The sequence below is a fragment of the Pseudarthrobacter phenanthrenivorans genome (assembly GCF_036455295.1).
GTDB lineage: Bacteria > Actinomycetota > Actinomycetes > Actinomycetales > Micrococcaceae > Arthrobacter > Arthrobacter phenanthrenivorans_C.
Map to the genome: position 1 here is coordinate 1 of NZ_JAYXNX010000013.1, position 14,624 is coordinate 14,624.

Annotated in this window: 14 protein-coding genes and 2 pseudogenes; 8 read left to right on the top strand and 8 right to left on the bottom strand. The window is 65.6% G+C overall.

What is annotated here, in order from left to right; translation table 11 throughout:
- Window positions 1–157: 157 nt before the first annotated feature.
- Entirely contained in the window at window positions 158–1,990 is a 1,833-nt protein-coding gene (gene ggt, locus VXJ37_RS15835; RefSeq protein ID WP_331323993.1) for a gamma-glutamyltransferase, read from the bottom strand.
- 87 nt (window positions 1,991–2,077) lie between these two features.
- Here ggt and VXJ37_RS15840 point away from each other — a divergent pair.
- From VXJ37_RS15840 to VXJ37_RS15850, 3 genes and pseudogenes are all read left to right on the top strand, one after another.
- Window positions 2,078–3,026 (top strand): annotated as a pseudogene (locus tag VXJ37_RS15840) (L-lactate dehydrogenase).
- Window positions 3,027–3,141: 115 nt separating this feature from the next.
- Complete coding sequence (locus tag VXJ37_RS15845) at window positions 3,142–4,458, top strand: ATP-binding protein (protein ID WP_331323994.1); 1,317 nt, start codon at window positions 3,142–3,144, stop codon at window positions 4,456–4,458.
- Between the two features lie 52 nt (window positions 4,459–4,510).
- Window positions 4,511–5,055: pseudogene (locus tag VXJ37_RS15850) on the top strand (flavodoxin domain-containing protein).
- Here VXJ37_RS15850 and gluQRS read toward each other — a convergent pair.
- Window positions 5,056–5,937, bottom strand: coding sequence for a tRNA glutamyl-Q(34) synthetase GluQRS (gene gluQRS, locus VXJ37_RS15855; RefSeq protein WP_331323995.1), 882 nt, complete (start codon window positions 5,935–5,937; stop codon window positions 5,056–5,058).
- Window positions 5,938–6,264: 327 nt separating this feature from the next.
- Here gluQRS and VXJ37_RS15860 point away from each other — a divergent pair, with 327 nt between their 5' ends.
- The 3 genes from VXJ37_RS15860 to VXJ37_RS15870 all read left to right on the top strand — a co-directional run bounded on the left by VXJ37_RS15860 (window position 6,265) and on the right by VXJ37_RS15870 (window position 8,908).
- A complete protein-coding gene (locus tag VXJ37_RS15860; RefSeq protein ID WP_331323997.1) occupies window positions 6,265–6,723 on the top strand; it encodes an Lrp/AsnC family transcriptional regulator in 459 nt (152 codons plus the stop codon).
- Between the two features lie 65 nt (window positions 6,724–6,788).
- Window positions 6,789–8,261 (top strand): WXG100 family type VII secretion target, encoded by a 1,473-nt coding sequence (locus tag VXJ37_RS15865; RefSeq protein ID WP_331323999.1) that lies wholly within the window; start codon window positions 6,789–6,791, stop codon window positions 8,259–8,261.
- An 86-nt stretch (window positions 8,262–8,347) separates the two neighbouring features.
- Window positions 8,348–8,908 carry a hypothetical protein gene (locus tag VXJ37_RS15870; protein WP_331324001.1) on the top strand — a complete coding sequence of 187 codons (561 nt, stop codon included), beginning with the start codon at window positions 8,348–8,350 and terminating at the stop codon, window positions 8,906–8,908.
- A 21-nt stretch (window positions 8,909–8,929) separates the two neighbouring features.
- Here VXJ37_RS15870 and VXJ37_RS15875 read toward each other — a convergent pair whose 3' ends face one another.
- A complete protein-coding gene (locus tag VXJ37_RS15875) occupies window positions 8,930–9,385 on the bottom strand; it encodes an Lrp/AsnC family transcriptional regulator (protein ID WP_331324002.1) in 456 nt (151 codons plus the stop codon).
- A gap of 105 nt (window positions 9,386–9,490) precedes the next feature.
- Between VXJ37_RS15875 and VXJ37_RS15880 the strand changes: the two genes are divergently transcribed.
- Window positions 9,491–10,132: a LysE family translocator gene (locus tag VXJ37_RS15880; RefSeq protein ID WP_331324003.1), complete on the top strand. Its 642-nt coding sequence runs from the start codon at window positions 9,491–9,493 to the stop codon at window positions 10,130–10,132.
- A gap of 14 nt (window positions 10,133–10,146) precedes the next feature.
- Here VXJ37_RS15880 and VXJ37_RS15885 read toward each other — a convergent pair whose 3' ends face one another.
- Window positions 10,147–11,124 carry a hypothetical protein gene (locus VXJ37_RS15885; protein WP_331324005.1) on the bottom strand — a complete coding sequence of 326 codons (978 nt, stop codon included), beginning with the start codon at window positions 11,122–11,124 and terminating at the stop codon, window positions 10,147–10,149.
- Window positions 11,125–11,259: 135 nt separating this feature from the next.
- On the opposite strand from VXJ37_RS15885, the gene VXJ37_RS15890 reads away from it, so the two are divergent.
- Window positions 11,260–11,490 (top strand): hypothetical protein, encoded by a 231-nt coding sequence (locus VXJ37_RS15890; protein ID WP_331324006.1) that lies wholly within the window; start codon window positions 11,260–11,262, stop codon window positions 11,488–11,490.
- Window positions 11,491–11,510: 20 nt separating this feature from the next.
- Here the strand turns inward: VXJ37_RS15890 and VXJ37_RS15895 are convergent, their stop codons facing one another.
- The 4 genes from VXJ37_RS15895 to VXJ37_RS15910 all read right to left on the bottom strand — a co-directional run bounded on the left by VXJ37_RS15895 (window position 11,511) and on the right by VXJ37_RS15910 (window position 14,622).
- Window positions 11,511–11,885 (bottom strand): nuclear transport factor 2 family protein, encoded by a 375-nt coding sequence (locus tag VXJ37_RS15895; protein ID WP_331324007.1) that lies wholly within the window; start codon window positions 11,883–11,885, stop codon window positions 11,511–11,513.
- 40 nt (window positions 11,886–11,925) lie between these two features.
- The gene (locus VXJ37_RS15900; RefSeq protein WP_331324008.1) at window positions 11,926–12,429 is read right to left on the bottom strand and encodes a DUF456 domain-containing protein; all 504 of its coding nucleotides are present in this window, start codon (window positions 12,427–12,429) and stop codon (window positions 11,926–11,928) included.
- A gap of 97 nt (window positions 12,430–12,526) precedes the next feature.
- A complete protein-coding gene (locus tag VXJ37_RS15905; RefSeq protein ID WP_331324009.1) occupies window positions 12,527–13,726 on the bottom strand; it encodes an NAD(P)-dependent malic enzyme in 1,200 nt (399 codons plus the stop codon).
- Window positions 13,727–14,013: 287 nt separating this feature from the next.
- The gene (locus VXJ37_RS15910; RefSeq protein ID WP_307309097.1) at window positions 14,014–14,622 is read right to left on the bottom strand and encodes a TetR/AcrR family transcriptional regulator; all 609 of its coding nucleotides are present in this window, start codon (window positions 14,620–14,622) and stop codon (window positions 14,014–14,016) included.
- Window positions 14,623–14,624 lie beyond the last annotated feature (2 nt).

Genomic DNA, 14,624 nt, shown 5'->3' on the forward strand with positions numbered 1-14,624 from the left:
CGCGAAGGCTTCACCGGGATGTCCCCGGTTGTCGCCAACGCGCCGGCGGACACCTTCAAGAAGTAACCGCCTTAAGCGTCCGACGGCGGCGCCTGGGTTCCGGAATTTCCAGAACCCAGGCGCCGCCGTCGGGGTTTAAACGGGCGGTCCTTTTCGGTTACTTCGCCGGTTTCACCACCATGGCCGAACCGCCGCCGCGCCTGACGGGTTCCGCGGCAGCCAGGGCGCGTCCGTCCTTCAGGAACTCGATGGCGGTGGCTGCCCCGATCTCCGAGGCGGACGTGAACGAGTCGCCGGAGGGGGTCAGCTTGTGGCCAAAGCGTGACGTCAGCGCCGCGCCGTACTTGTCGATGAAGGCAGGCTCAGCGGTGACACTGGCCGTGTTCCGCTGGGAGGCGCGGGGCGCCGCAATGGCGTCCGGGGTACTCATGCCCAGGTCAATGCGGTTGACGATGGTCTGCAGGACGGTGGTAATGATGGTGGAGCCGCCCGGGGAGCCCAGTGCCAGGAAAGGCTTGCCGTCCTCCAGCAGGATGGTGGGTGACATGGAGGAACGCGGCCGCTTGCCAGGCTCAATGCGATTGGGGTCCGTGGCGCTGTAGACCGACGAGAAGTCAGTGAGCTCGTTATTGAGCAGGAAACCGCGGCCGGGAACAACCATGCCGGAACCGCCGGTCTGCTCAATGGTCAGCGTGTACTCCACCACGTTGCCCCACTTGTCGGAGACGGTCATGTTGGTGGTGGAAATGTTCTCCGTGTCCTTTTCATCGGCGAGCGCTGCCGGCTTGGCCGGGCAGGTGCCGTCGTAGTTGGTTACGTTCCCGGGCAGCACAGGCTTGGTTGCGGCGTGGTTCGGGTCCAGCTGGCAGGCCCGTTCCTTTCCGAAGATGGGATCGGTCAATTCCTTGGTGGGCACGTCCACGAACGCCGGATCGCCCACGTACTTGCCACGGTCGGCGAAGGCCAGGGCGCTGGCTTCGAGGTAGTGGTGCAGCACGGCGGGCTGATCAGCCTTCAGGCCCGGGAGGTCGAACACGTCCAGGATGTTCAGCGACTCCCCTACCGTGGTGCCGCCGCTGCTGGACGGTGCCATGCCGTACACGTCATACCCCCGGTAGTTCACGTGGGTGGGGTCCTGGTCCACAGCCTTGTAGTGGGCCAGGTCCTGGGCGGTCATGGAACCCACCGGGACGGGCAGCGTGGTGTCAGGGGACTTCGGCGGGCTCTGGACGGTCTTGGCGATCTCCTCGGCCAGCGGTCCGGTGTAGAACGCGTCCATGCCGTCGCGGGCCAGCATCCGGTACGTGTCGGCGAGGTCGTGGTTCTTGAAGACCGACCCCACCTCCGGCAGCTTGCCGCCCTGCAGGTACAGGTCCTTGGTGGAGGTGAACGCCTCGAACCGGGTCTGGTTGTCCTTGGTTTGGTTGCGGAAGGTATCGTCCACCACGAAGCCCCGGTCGGCCACTTTGATAGCCGGCTTCAGGGCGTCCCCGAGGCTGATGCTCCCCCACCGTTCCAGGGCACGTTCCCACGTGGCAGGCGTTCCAGGGACACCTACGGAGACGCCGCTGGTGACCAGTTCAGGCGTGAAATTGTAGGGCTTTCCGGTCTTGGGATCGATAAAGGCATCCGGTTTGATCCCCGCCGGTGCCGTTTCCCGCCCGTCGATGGTGCTGACCTTCCCGGACTTTGCGTCGTAATAGACAAAGTAGCCTCCACCGCCGATTCCGGCGCTGTACGGCTCAGTGACGCCCAGGGTTGCTGCCGCGGCGACGGCAGCATCAACCGCGTTCCCGCCCTTGCGGAGGACCTCGATGGCCGCTGCCGACGCTTCAGGATCGACGGTGCTGACCGCCCCGCCATACCCGGTGGCGGTGGGGTTTTTGTCGGTTTGCCGGGGGTCGGCTGACGCGGGGCTCATGGCTCCCGTGGTGACGCTCATCGCCAGCGCCGCAGTAACAGCTGCGAGCCGGCGTCCGAGATGTGGCATGGTGGCTCCTAGGTGGGGGTCGAGTGATGTGGGCCACGCTACTCTTCGGGTAGGACAGTCTCAACGACTCCGGGAAGGACGGGGACCATGGCAGGATCCAAACTCGCAATTGTCGGCGCCGGCAGTGTGGGGACCTCGCTGGCCTACGCCGCGCTGATCCGCGGCTCGGCAGCCAATATCGCATTGTTCGATGTCAACGCACCCAAGGCGGAGGCGGAAGCCCTGGACCTGGCGCACGGCAGCCAGTTTGCAGCGGGCGTCGGCCACCGTCACCGGAGGCGGGGATATCGCCGTGATCGAGGGCGCCGACGTCGTGGTCATTACGGCGGGCGCAAAGCAGAACCCCGGCCAAAGCCGCCTGGACCTGGCCGGCACCAATGTGCGGATCCTGGAGCAGCTGATGCCGCAGCTGCTGGACCGTGCCCCTGACGCGGTCTACGTCCTGGTGACCAATCCCTGCGACGTCCTGACGGTGGCCGCCCAGCGTATTTCCGGACTGCCCGCGGAACGGATCTTCTCCTCCGGCACGGTGCTGGACACCTCCCGGCTGCGCTGGCTCCTGGCCCGCCGCGCGGGGGTTTCGGTCACCAGCGTCCACGCCAGCATGGTGGGTGAACACGGCGACACGGAATTCCCGCTGTGGTCAGGCGCCACCATTGGCCCCGTCCCCATCCGCGAGTGGACTGAAGGCGGGGAGCGGATCTTCACCTCCGAATATCTGGCCGCCACGGCCCAGGAAGTTGTGCAGGCCGCCTATAAGGTGATCGCCGGCAAGGGCGCGACGAACTACGCCATCGGCCTGTCCGGCGCCAGGATCGTCGAGGCGCTGCTCCGGGACGATAATGCCGTCCTGCCCGTCTCCACCGTGCTGTCCGGGCTTCACGGGATCTCCGGGGTGGCACTTTCCCTCCCCAGCGTGGTGGGCCGCGGCGGCGTGCACCGGGTCCTGGAAACACCCATGGACGACGGCGAGCTGGCGGCCCTGCGGCGTTCCGCGGACACCCTGCGCAGCACCATGGACGCCCTGGGCATTTGAGTGGGTCAGCGTGCGTAATGCAACGCCGCCGCAACCCTGCGCCGGAACGGTTCGCATAAGCTCACAACAGAAATGCACGCTGAACGGCTCAACGACGAACCCACAGGAGTAACGCATGACCAACTGGCGGATCAGGGACTTTCATTCAGCCGACCTGGACGGGATCCTGCACCTGTGGGAGACCCTGAAGGCCAATAACGTCGAACCCGTCTATGCCCTGTCCGAGGTCCTCGCGTCCTGCGAGAAGGACCATGCCGTGGTGGCGGTACAGGGCGAACAGGTGGTGGGCGCCGCCGTCGGACGTGCCGCGCATGACCAGGGCTGGATCGTGTTCCTGGCCACCCTGCCCGAGTACCGCGGCCGGGGCATCGGCACTTCGCTGCTGGCCGCCGTCGAAAACCGGATGGCCCCGCATGGGCTGAACAAGCTGTCGGCACTGATGCCGGAATCCGAGACCCGGGTGGAGGCCTTCCTGGGCCGCGGCTTCGCGCTGAAGAAGAACCTGCGCTACTTCGAACGCACCATCCCGGTCCAGCGCCAGGAACTCGGCGCCCTGGGCCAGCTCGGCGGCCGCGTCCTGGCCCGCGACTTGTGGGAAAACGTCGCGGGCATGCACCGGGAGAAGGAGCTGCTGGAACGCCGCCTGGTCCTCCCCCTCGCAGAGGCGGACCTGGCTGATGAGTTCGGCGTGGTGCCGCCGCGCGCCGTCGTCCTCTTCGGTCCGCCCGGTACCGGCAAGACCACCTTTGCCAAGGCCATCGCCTCCCGCCTGGAGTGGCCATTCGTTGAAGTCTTCCCCTCGCGCCTTGCCGGCGACCCCCGGGGCCTGGCAGGGGCGCTGCGCGAGACCTTCCTGGAGATCGCCGAGCTGGAACATGCCGTGGTGTTCATCGACGAGGTGGAGGAGATCGCCTCGCAGCGTGCCGGGGACCCGCCGTCCCCGCTGCAGGGCGTCACCAACGAGCTGCTGAAGATCATCCCGGCGTTCCGCGAGCAGCCGGGCCGGCTCCTGGTCTGCGCCACCAACTTCATCCGCGCCCTGGACTCGGCCTTTCTCCGGCACGGCCGGTTCGACTATGTCATCCCCATCGGCCTGCCGGACCGGCAGGCCCGGGCGGCCATGTGGCAGCGGTTCATCCCCGCCACCGTGGTGGACGGCGTGGACGTGGAACTCCTGGTGGAACGGACCGAGGGCTTCTCCCCCGCGGACATCGAGTATGCGGCCCGCAGCGCCTCGCAGCGCGCGCTGGAAAAAGCAGTGTACGACGACGGGGGGCTGGCCTCCGGAGGGAAGGTTTCCGTCCGCGAGGCGGTGCGGAAGGGCCCCTCCACCCAGGACTACCTCGACGCCATCGGTGATACCCGCACCACGGTCAGTCCCGAAGTACAGGCGGATTTCCTGGAAGATATCGAGGCTCTGGGCCGGGTGTAGCTGGGACCTTTGCCCCTTTGCCCGGCGCCCGGTGGACCCCAGAGTGGTGGGCATGGCAAAGATTCTGATCCCCTACGGGACCACCGAGGGCCAGACCGCCCGGATCGCCGACTACATCGCCGATGTGTTGCGCGCCCACGGCCATGTCGCGGAAACACTGGACCTCAGGCACGCAGCCCACGACCTGCCGGTGGGCTACGACGGCGTCATCGTGGGGGCCTCCATCCATGCAGGAAAACATGAAGGGTACGTCGCTGATTTCGTGCGCAGGAACTTGGCTGCCCTGGAGAACCTGCCCGCTGCCTGTTTTCCGTCAGCCTCTCCGCCCATGCGGATCCGGGAGAGGCACAGAAGTATGTGTCAGAGTTCCAGGACGCAACCGGCTGGCACCCGGCACAGGTGGCAATGTTCGGCGGCGCGCTCTTGTACACCGAGTATGGGTTCCTTAAGCGGATGATGATGAAGAAGATCGTCGGTGGCCAGGGCAGCCCGGACACGGATACCGGACGCGACTACATCTACACCGAATGGGACGGTGTGCGGCGGTTCGCCGAGGAGTTCGTGGCCGGTTTCGAGCGGAAACCCTCCCCGGAGTAGTTAGCTTCCGGGCCAGACCCAGGGCTCCCGGGGCAGGGCGGCGGGACTGAACGCCGACAACGCCTGCTCCAGCGTCCCGCCAGGCAGCCCAACGGAGGCAAGCAGCCGGTCCCGCACCTTGTCGACGGGAACTCCGGCCTGAGCCAGGTCCGCGAGCGTGACCGCGCCGTCGCGCTTGGCCAGCCTGGCGCCGTCGTGGTTAACCACTAACGGAACGTGTGCATATTCCGGAACAGGAATACTTAGGAGGGTCGCGAGGTAGGCCTGCCGGGGAGTGGAGGGAAGCAGGTCATCGCCGCGGACCACCTGGTCTATGCCCTGCGCGGCATCGTCCACCACCACGGCAAGGTTGTACGCCGTCACACCGTCATTGCGGCGGAGCACGAAGTCGTCCACAGCCCCCGTGTATTCGCCGCAAAGGACGTCCTGCACCGTGTATTCCGTTACGTCCGCCCGCAACCGGATGGCGGCAGGTCGCGTGGAACGCTTGTACTCCAGCTCCGCAGGGTCCAGGTTGCGGCATGTGCCGGGGTAGGCGCCTTGAGGGGAATGCGGGGCCGAGGGCGCTTCCTGGATTTCCCGGCGCGTGCAGAAACACTCATACGTCAGGCCCGCTTCCTCCAGCCGGGCAATCGCGTTGGCATACAGGTTTCCCCGATCTGTCTGCCGGACGACGTCCCCGTCCCACGTCACCCCGATGGCGGCCAGGTCGCGCAGCTGCACTTCTTCCGCTCCTGCCCGGGCGCGGTCCAGGTCCTCTACCCGCAGCAGGAACCTGCGGCCCGTGGAGCGGGCGAAGAGCCAGGCGAGGATGGCCGTCCGCAGGTTGCCCACGTGCAGTTCACCGGAGGGGCTGGGGGCAAAGCGGCCGGCGGAGGTCATAAGCCAACCCTAGACGGAACAACACAAGAGCCCCTCAGCTACCGATGAGTGCGGAAATCCGCTACGTCGGTAGCTCAGGGGCTCTTGCCGTGTATGCAGAGTGAGCGTGGTGTGAACAAGTCTCAATCAGCGGCGGCCTCCTTGCGGGAAGCGGTGTCCAGGGTTCCGGGTGGTGTGCCAGGAACCTGTAGCCTTCGGGCACCAGCGGTAGCTTTTGCCCTTGTTGCCACTATTCCAGCAGGCAACCTACAGTTGGAGCAACAAGCGTCATTTGCATTGGTCAATCTGACCAGTTAACCGAGCTACATCAGGCAGGAAGTGGTCAAAGTGCAGGAACTGGATGCCACGGACAAGCGAATCCTCAGTGCCCTCGATGAGGACCCCCGCGTCCCTATCATGGTCCTGGCGCAGCGGCTCGGGCTGGCCCGCGGGACGGTCCAGTCACGGCTGGAGCGGATGACGGCGTCCGGCGCCCTCCGCCCCAACAGCAGCAGGGTCCTCCCGTCAGCCCTCGGCCGGGGCGTGGCCGCAGCTGTGAGCGCAGAACTGGACCAAAGCCACCTGAACGAGGCCATCGCCGCGCTGCGCAAGATCCCCGAGGTCCTGGAGTGCCATGCGCCGGCCGGTGATACCGACCTCCTCATCCGTGTGGTGGCCAAAAGTCCGGACGATCTCTACCGCGTCTCGGAAGAGATCCGTCTCTGCCCCGGCATCGTCCGCACCTCCACCAGTATGTTCCTGCGCGAGGTCATCCCGTACCGCACCACCGGGCTCCTGGACGGATAGGGCTCCCCATCGCCCGCTCCGGCGCGCGCCGCTAGGCTGGCACCGTAAGACTCACTGGGGGGAAAATGGCGGGAACCTTCTACGGCGCGGACGTCGCGCAGTTGCGCCAGCTTGCGAAGGAGCTGGCCAGGGGCGCTGGCCGGCTGGAGCAGTTGGGGCAGCAATTAGGCGGTTCCATTGCCTCCACCACCTGGAAGGGAAGTGACGGCGAGCGGTTCCGCGGCGACTGGAACGGCGCCCACGCACAGACGCTGAAGGCGGCAGCAGCCGGTGTTCGGAGCGCGTCCAAGGCGCTTCTGCAGAATGCCGACGAACAGGACCGCGCCAGCGAACCAGGGGGCTCGGGCAGCGGCGGCACGGCCTCCGCGGACGGCACCTCCCATGAACTGGCGGACAGGCTCAGCGGCATGACTCCGGCCGATCGCGACGCCTACCTGAAGTCTGGGGAATTTCAGCAATGGGTCCGGCAGAGTCAGGCCAACGCCGATGCCGCCAAGACAGTTTTGGACGGCCTGGTGGACTCAGGTGTGCTACCCACGACAGGGACGGGAGGGGCCAACGGCTATGGCACTTTCCTCCAGCAGTACTGGGCGGAATCCGCCATGCGGCAGGCCGGGATCGATCCCAACCACTGGGATCCGTCAAAGGGCGTTGACTACAACCGCGCGGACATCTACAAGGTGTACGCCTTTTACGCAGAGCTGTACAAGGCCGATCCCCGCATGGAGTGGATCGGCATGGCCAACCAAGTGGGGCCGACATTCATCGCAGGCTTCGAGGACATCGCCGTGCTGCGGAAAGCCGCTGCAGCCGGCAAGGACCTCTCAGATCAGCTTGACGGCGTAGAACCGGCGCACCAAAGCTGGATCACTCTCCTGGCTTCGCTGGGCGAGTCTGATCTCGCCTATTACGAGCAAACGTTTCTCTCCATGCAAAAGGAAATCTTTTCAGATATCGGGTCGCAGCACTTCGCCTATCAGCAGGGCGGCATGGAAGAGATCCAAAGGATGAAGAACGCCGAAGTTGTAACTCCCAAGATGACTACGGCATGGATGAACCTGGATTCCGTCCCGCGCTCTGCAGAGCCGGAGGGCTACCACCAACTGGGGCCCGCCCAGCAGGCAGCCCTTCACAAGGCGTCGTACAGCATGGCAGATCAGGAACAGAACGACGTCATCGCTGATGACTACGACAACATTCGGGGCCGGACCAGTGGGGAAGCCTTCACAGCGGCCATGACTTGGGCGGGAGACCCCAGTATCGCCGGAGCGAAATCCTACTATGAACAGTTTCCTGCGATCGAGCCGTACTTTGACATCAAAAGGATTCCGCTGACCGGCATCGACGTGCACCTTGGAAACATCTCAAATCGCGAGGACCGGTGGGCCCTTATCGATCAGGACACCCTCACGGCCTACGAGAACTGGCTGCATACACAACAGGACCCGTACGGTGAGATGGTGAAATCCATGCCTGATCGAGTCGAGGTTTACCGGAAGGTGCCGGTTCCTGTCCGAAGGGTAGTAGGTGCACCATGAGGTCCCTGTCAATTACTGCAATTTTGAGCAGCGCACTTTTGCTGTCTGGCTGTGCTGTCATACCCTCCCAGGAAAAGGAACCGATCGTGGCCGGCGGAAATTCGCAATTCACCAAGGACGGCATCGAGGCCATGAAAGCAAGCCGAAAGGTCAGCTTCGACTTCACGTCCTTGCCGGTGAAAATGGCTGCTCTGGGCTTGGGCGACCGTTCCGACGGTGCGATGGTGGCGACCGACACCGACAAGCGGATGAAGGTAGCCATGGCGACGCCCAACGGGGTGGTCGAAATGGAGACCGACACCATCCGCGTTCGGGGTGGAGGAGTTCACGACAACGTGGACAGCATCGACATCTTCGTCAATTACCCGGACGCCCAGGATGCCAACCAGGAAATCAAGCGGGCAGCCGATGAACTCGGATTTGTGGTCCTGCAGGACGCCGAACCGATTGACCCCGAATTCAAAGACGGGACAGGCAAGGAGACCTGGAATCCCGGCTATGGCAATGCCACGGGCACCGTTTTCGCACTGTCGATTATGTCCAACCACACCACGGGGCGGATGACCTTCATCTACACCGCTTACCTGTCCGAGGAGTACTACTCCCCGGAGGCCCGGGCACGGATAGCTGACACGGGCAAGTTCTGATATCGGGGCCTGGCGGGCGACCTACACCGGGGGCCCTGCGTTGGACTTCAGGTTCTTCATGACCAGCGTTGACGTCAGCCGCTCCACACCGGGCAGGGATGTGAGCTCGGTGTCGTAGAAGCGCTGGTAGGCTGGCAGGTCCTCGGCGATGATCTTCAGCAGATAGTCCGGTGAACCGAAGAGCCGTTGCGCCTCGATGACGTTGGGATTCTCCGCCACCCGGTTCTCGAAGACCTCCATCGTGGACCTGTCCACCTGGCGCAGCGTGACAAACACGATTGCCTCGAATCCCAGGCCCACGGCAGCGGGGTCAACGTCGGCCTTGTACCCCCGGATGACTCCGGACTGCTCCAGTTCCCGCAGCCGCCGGTGGCACGGCGCCACCGTTAGACCCACCTTGGCAGCGAGGGCAGTGGCCGTCATCCGACCGTCCTCCTGTAGGTGACGCAAAATGTTTCTATCGATAGCGTCCAACACGCAATAAACATATCGTCCTTGCCGCGGGTTTAGCGAAAACCGGACAGCACTTTTGGCGCAATTCTTCCTATGGTTGCTCCTGAGAGCCCTTCGACAGGAGAACCGATGAATCCGCAGCTGTTCCTGGCCTTCTTGGTGGTGGCCGCAGCGCTTGCCTGCACCCCGGGAGTGGACTGGGCCTACACCATTGCGGCAGGACTCCGGCAGCGCAGCTTCGTTCCTGCGGTAGCCGGGCTTTGCGGCGGCTATGTCCTGCACACCGCGCTCCTGGTGGCAGGACTCGCCGCGGTGCTGGCCGGGATGCCCGGCGTCCTGGGCTGGATCACCCTGGCGGGCGCCGGCTACCTGCTGTGGCTCGGGGTGGGAACCCTTCGGTCCTGGCGGGGCGCCAGCTTCAGCGCGCATGCCGACAGCGGTTCCGGCACCCAGCTGCGTACCTTCCTGCAGGGGATGGGCACCAGCGGGATCAACCCCAAGGGCCTGCTCTTCTACGTGGCGCTCATCCCGCAGTTCATCAGCGCCGACGCCTCCCTGCCGGTGCCGGTGCAGTCCGGGCTGCTCGGCATGACATTCGTTGCGTTGGTAGGCGTGGTCTACACCGCGGTGGCCCTGCTCTCGCGCAAACTGCTCCAAAGCCGGCCTGGCGCCGCCCGGGCAGTGACCCTCGCCAGCGGCATCATCATGGTGGCGCTGGGAGCCGTACTCCTCGGCGAGCAGGTGGTGCCGTTCCTGGCCGGTCATGCTTGATAGCGGCGGCCGCCCTAGTCCCCGCTGAGTTCCTTCCAGTCCTGCTCCCAGATCCGGCGCATTTCCTCGTCCTTGCGGATGGGTACCGGCGCCTCGAGTTCACGCTGGGGTTCCGGATCCGGGCGCCGACGGCCCCAGTCACGCGGGTTCAGGGACCGACGGCTTGATTCCAGCACCAGCAGCGCCCGGTCCGTCAGCGCATCGTTGCGCAGCGCCAGGTGGGTCTTGCGGCGACGTAGGACTTCTGCAATGGCCTGGTGCGCGGCGTCGAACCGGCCTTCCCGCCGCAGGGCACGGGCGCGCACAAGCAACAGGGCGGCGGAAAGATCATCCGCGTTCAGCAGTCCCTCGGTCCAGTCGATGACGGTACGGCTTCGGCCCAGCGTGAGAGCCAGCGAGCAGCGCGCCAGTGCCATGGGGAGCGACGGCGGCAGCCCGGTCAGCGCGTCGAGCGCGGCTTCCGTGCGGCCCGTCTCTCGCAATGAGTGGGCCAGGGCTAGGAACACCGATTCTTCACTGAACAGGACGGGGATCTCCACCCGCTCAGCCAGTTCGATCCTGGTGACGATCCGGGTGAGGTAAGTGGAGGAGTAGCGGTTGGCTTCCTCGTCGTTCCTGGTGGTAGGCCCGCGCTGGAGGAGCTCGGAGGCCCGCAGATAGCCGCCGTGCTTGTACACGAGCAGCCCCGCCATTAGGTAGCAGAGCCCGGCCCAACCGGGGTAGGCCCGGGCGAGGGTGATCAGGCGTTCCGGTTCGCGGCTGGTGAAGACGGCCTCGTGGACGGCCTTGGCCGGTCTGGGCATCAGCCGCTTGAGCCGCGGCACCTCGCCGTCGATGGACAGGAGGGCCGGATTGCGTCCGCCCAGAACGCCGGTCAGCAGGCCGCCCACTCCGCCGGCGAGGTCGTGCACCGGAGTGCGCAGCTGGGCCTGGCCGAAGGGGGTGAGGTCGCGGCTGTCCCAGTAGATCGGTGCAGTATCCCCGGCGCTCATCCTTCCATGCTAACCGCGGCCCCCGGGCTGGACGGGCGCATCGAGGACGACGCCCAGCGATGGGGCCTTGTCCCGGGCAGTATTTTCAGGAAAGGTAGTAAGTACCCTTAGTAATCATTCAGCAAGGAGAGTGCCATGCAGATCGACAAGAACCAGATCCTCGAACTTCTTCGGTCCCAGGGTGAGCAGGACAAGGCCTCCCAAGCGGAGTCGGAGCTGCCGGACCAGGTGGACACCGAGCAGCATGCGGGCCTGCTGTCCAAACTGGGCATCAATCCGGCCGACCTGCTGTCGAAGCTTCCCGGCGGTCTGGGGGACAAACTTCCGGGTGGCCTCGGAGACAAGCTCGGCGGACTGGGGCTGTAGGACTACCGGACCGGGAGAAGTCAGCTCCTGGCCATGAACCATTCGGTGAAGAAGGCGGCGCGGCCGGCCTCGTCAAACCTAATGACCCAGAGGTTGTCGTACGTCGGGCGGCCGCCCGAATAGACGGTGATCCCCTGGACAAAGGCGGTGGTGCCGTCGCACCCGAGCAGCTCCCAGCTGAACGTCCAGCCTCCCGGTTCGTCCCGGGCAGCCAGCCAGCAGTCGACGATCCCGTCCCTGCCCCGCCAGGGTTCGGGATCATGGGGGCGGGTTTCATACACGGCGTCAGGTGTGAAGAGGGCACCGATATCGTCCGCCGCGTTGCTGGTCCATGCGGCCTGGTATTTCTCCATCCAGGCGTGGACGTGCTCGGCGGCTGAAGCTGGCTGGGTCATACCTTGGTTGTACCCGGGCCGCATGTCGTACGCAACGGATTCAGCCGTTGGCGGCGGCTATCCACACTCCGATGACCCAGGTGCTGGCAGCGAGGCAGGCCAGCCCGAATTCGGCAAGCATGCCCAGGCCGGTGGCCTTCAAGGCAGCCCAGCTGGACCGCGCCGCCGTCGGGAAGTTGCGGGTCCTGAGGAACTCACTGACCAGCAGGCCGGCAGCGAAGCCCGCGAAGAGGCCCACTACCGGGATGACGAACATGCCCACCACGCCGGCCGCGAGGGCCACCACCACACTGCGGCTGGGAATGGCGTGCTGCTTCAGTTTCCTGCCCGTGAGGACGGCACCGGCCGTCATCCCGGCGGCAACGAAGACCATGGCCACGGCGAAGATGACCCACCCAAGCGTCCCGGCCCCGCCCCAGATGGCCCAGGCCAGCAGGCTCACGCCGACCAGGACGCTGCCGGGCAGAACCGGAATGATGATGCCGGCCACCCCCACCAGGATCGCCAGGCCGCACAGGATGGTCACCACGGTCTCGGAACTCATGGACCCCAGTCTAGGGCGGCGCTTTTTAACGCCCGACGGCGGCGCCTCCTTTAGACATAGGAGGCACCGCCGTCGTGGTTTCCGAAAGGAAAGGGGCCTACTCCGCTTCCACCGCTGCAGCCACGGCGGCGGTGACCGCCGGGGCCACACGCGCGTCCAGCGGGCTGGGGACGATGTAGTCGGCCGAGAGGTCTTCCGCTGCGAGGTCGGCGATGGCGCGCGCCGCGGCAAGCTTCATGGCCGGCGTGATGCGGCGGGCGCCGGCATCGAGGGCCCCGCGGAAGATGCCGGGGAACGCCAGCACGTTGTTGATCTGGTTGGGGAAATCGCTGCGGCCCGTGGCCACAACGGCTGCATACTTCACCGCCACCTCGGGCAGGACTTCGGGGTCCGGGTTGGAGAGGGCGAAGACGATGGCGTCCTGGTTCATCGTGGCCAGGTGGGCCTCGTCCAGCTTGGAGGAGGAGACGCCGATGAAGACGTCGGCTCCCGCAAGCGCTTCGGCCGGTCCGCCGGTGACGCCCCGGGGGTTGCTGCGGCCGGCAATGTCCGCCTTCTTGCTTCCGGGGCTGGCAGCCAGGTCCTCCCGGCTGCTGTTGATGACACCGCGGGAGTCGAGCAGCACGACGTCGCTGATGCCTGCTGCGAGCAGGATTTCGGCGACGGCGATGCCGGCGGCGCCTGCACCGGACACCACTACTTTGAGGCCTTCCAGGCCGCGGCCGGTCACCTTGGCGGCGTTGGTCAGGGCGGCAAGTGCCACGACGGCGGTACCGTGCTGGTCGTCGTGCATGACCGGGCAGTCCAGGGCTTCGATCAGCTTTTCCTCCAGCTCGAAGCAGCGCGGCGCGGAAATGTCTTCCAGGTTCACGGCGCCGAAGCTGGGGCGGAGGCGGACCAGGGTTTCCACGATCTCGTCCACGTCGGTGGTGTTGAGGACCAGCGGGATGGAGTCGAGGTCGCCGAAGGTCTTGAAGAGGGCGGACTTGCCTTCCATGACAGGCAGCGAGGCGCTGGCACCAATGTTGCCCAGGCCCAGGACGGCGGTGCCGTCGCTGACGACGACCACCAGGCGCTCGGCCCAGGTCAGGGTCCGCGCCAGTTCGGGCCTGGCGTGGATGGCACGGCTGACTTCGGCCACACCCGGGGTGTAGGCGATGGAAAGGTCCCGCTTGTTGGACAGCGGAACGGTGCTGGTCACGGATAGCTTGCCGCTCTGGTGGGCGCCGAAGATCTCGTCCTCGGTGAGGGCCGTGGCTGCTGAATTGTCGGTGGCGGTGATTGCGTCAATGGACACGTCATTGTCTCCTGGTGCTCGCCGTGGGCACACGGCACATGGGGCTGGAGCCCGGCCGGGCCCAAGCGGGGAAAGAAGTGCGACAGGAAACCCAGGGGTGGTGGGTCCATGGGAACGCCGGGGATGTTTCCGCCCTGCCGCTCCGGTGCCTCCATGGTAGGCAGCCGTGGAACGGCAGGGAGGAGCCTCTTGACACGCCTTCGCGCTGCCAAAACGATTAATCGGGCGCTTTAGTGACCCACATCACGGGATTATGGCGTATTTAATGCGCTTTTGGTCTAGACCAGTTACGCGGACTTGCCTACTGTGAAGCCGGATTCAGCGTCCGGGGAGAGCCTGCCGCAGGCCTTTTTCAGGTCCTCCTCGGCTTCGAACAGGGAAAGCCGCCGGTTGCGCACGGACTGGACCAGACCAGTGACCGTCAAGAGGAGGACCCGGGCGCCCACAGCGTCCCCGCAGGCTCCGGCCACGAGTTTTTCACTGAGTGCGTCTATCTCGCGCAGGAGTTCGGTGGTGTCCTTCTCGGGGACGTAGACGCCCCTGCTGAGGCACTGCTCCACCGCGGGCTGCATGACGCGCATGTGGAAGATCTCCATCAGCAGGCCGGAGAGGGCACGGCCGCGGAAGCGAGGCGAGGAACCGCGGGCACCGGACTGCAGCTCGTCCAGCTGCTGCCGGTACAGAGCGAGCATCAGGTGCGTGGGTGAGGGGAAGTAGCGGTAGAGCGTGCCCAGCGGCACGTCGGCTTTCTCTGCGACCTGGGAAAGTTCCACGGCATCAAGCCCCGTGCGCGCAAACCCGGCAGCCGTCTCCAGGATCCGGGCGTACCGGAGGCGCTGGCGTGGAGCGGAAGGCCGGGCGGCCATGGGCGGATGGTCTGAAAAAGTCTCGGGCATCA

Coding starts and splice junctions, on each gene's coding strand:
- ggt (WP_331323993.1), bottom strand. CDS start 1,990: ATGCCACATCTCGGACGCCGGCTCGCAGCTGTTACTGCGGCGCTGGCG.
- VXJ37_RS15845 (WP_331323994.1), top strand. CDS start 3,142: ATGACCAACTGGCGGATCAGGGACTTTCATTCAGCCGACCTGGACGGG.
- gluQRS (WP_331323995.1), bottom strand. CDS start 5,937: ATGACCTCCGCCGGCCGCTTTGCCCCCAGCCCCTCCGGTGAACTGCAC.
- VXJ37_RS15865 (WP_331323999.1), top strand. CDS start 6,789: ATGGCGGGAACCTTCTACGGCGCGGACGTCGCGCAGTTGCGCCAGCTT.
- VXJ37_RS15880 (WP_331324003.1), top strand. CDS start 9,491: ATGAATCCGCAGCTGTTCCTGGCCTTCTTGGTGGTGGCCGCAGCGCTT.
- VXJ37_RS15885 (WP_331324005.1), bottom strand. CDS start 11,124: ATGAGCGCCGGGGATACTGCACCGATCTACTGGGACAGCCGCGACCTC.
- VXJ37_RS15890 (WP_331324006.1), top strand. CDS start 11,260: ATGCAGATCGACAAGAACCAGATCCTCGAACTTCTTCGGTCCCAGGGT.
- VXJ37_RS15895 (WP_331324007.1), bottom strand. CDS start 11,885: ATGACCCAGCCAGCTTCAGCCGCCGAGCACGTCCACGCCTGGATGGAG.
- VXJ37_RS15900 (WP_331324008.1), bottom strand. CDS start 12,429: ATGAGTTCCGAGACCGTGGTGACCATCCTGTGCGGCCTGGCGATCCTG.
- VXJ37_RS15910 (WP_307309097.1), bottom strand. CDS start 14,622: ATGCCCGAGACTTTTTCAGACCATCCGCCCATGGCCGCCCGGCCTTCC.